The 1,220-nt window shown below is 57.5% G+C and carries 2 protein-coding genes; both read left to right on the top strand.

Translation table 11 applies throughout. The features are described from left to right. A partial coding sequence (locus tag ERD80_RS22095; protein ID WP_248295889.1) for an ACT domain-containing protein occupies window positions 1–818 on the top strand: 818 nt, incomplete at its 5' end. A 3-nt stretch (window positions 819–821) separates the two neighbouring features. Then, window positions 822–1,220, top strand: a 399-nt coding sequence (gene trmH, locus ERD80_RS22100) for a tRNA (guanosine(18)-2'-O)-methyltransferase TrmH (protein WP_136548569.1), incomplete at its 3' end; no start/stop codon positions are given.

The following is a 1,220-nucleotide window of genomic DNA, read 5'->3' on the forward strand; positions in this document are numbered from 1 at the left end:
CGCTGTCGCAGGCGCTGACCAGCGGCCAGACGATTGAAATCATTACCGCACCTGGCGCCCGGCCAAATGCCGCGTGGCTCAACTTTGTGGTGAGCTCAAAAGCGCGTGCCAAAATTCGCCAGCTGCTGAAAAACCTCAAGCGCGAAGATTCCGTTAACCTCGGTCGTCGTCTGTTGAGCCACGCGCTCGGCGGCAGCAAAAAACTGGCCGAGATTCCGGCGGAGAATATTCAGCAGGAGCTGGAGCGTATGAAGCTCTCCAGCATCGACGATCTGCTGGCGGAGATTGGCCTCGGCAATGCCATGAGCGTGGTGGTGGCGAAGAACCTGCTGCAATCCGGCAGCGAACCGTCATCTGGCAGCAGTAAGCGCAGCAAAAAGCTGCCAATCAAGGGCGCTGATGGCGTACTGATCACTTTCGCCAAGTGCTGCCGTCCGATTCCTGGCGACCCGATTGTCGCGCACGTCAGCCCCGGTAAAGGGCTGGTGGTGCATCACGAATCCTGCCGTAACATTCGCGGCTACCAGAAAGAACCGGAAAAATTCATGCCGGTTGAATGGGATAAAGTGACCGATCAGGAGTTTGTCGCCGAGATTAAGGTGGATATGTTTAACCACCAGGGCGCGCTGGCCAACCTGACCGCGGCAATCAATACCGCAGGTTCGAATATTCAAAGCCTCAATACCGAAGAGCGTGACGGCCGCGTTTACAGCGCCTTCATCCGCCTCACCGCGAACGATCGCGTCCATCTGGCCAATATCATGCGTAAAATCCGCGTGATGCCGGACGTGATTAAAGTTCACCGTAACCGTAATTAGTGCATGAACGCTCAACGTTTTGCTCGTATCCAGGAGATGCTGGCCATGCGCCAGCACGATCTCACCGTCTGCATGGAGCAGGTGCATAAGCCGCACAATGTCTCTGCGGTGATCCGCACCGCCGACGCCGTCGGCATCCACGAAGTACACGCCGTATGGCCCAGCGTGCGTATGCGCACCATGGTGTCCGCGTCGGCGGGCAGTAACAGTTGGGTGAAGGTGAAAACCCATCGCCACATTGCTGATGCGGTGCGCCATCTGAAAGATCGCGGCATGCAGGTGCTGGCGACCCATCTGTCAGACAAAGCGGTCGATTTCCGCGAGATCGATTACACCAAACCGACCTGTATTTTGATGGGCCAGGAGAAAACCGGCATCACCGCTGAAGCGCTGGCGCTGGCC

The organism is Pantoea sp. R102, from assembly GCF_004916815.1.
In the GTDB taxonomy this organism is placed as follows: Bacteria; Pseudomonadota; Gammaproteobacteria; order Enterobacterales; family Enterobacteriaceae; genus Pantoea; species Pantoea dispersa.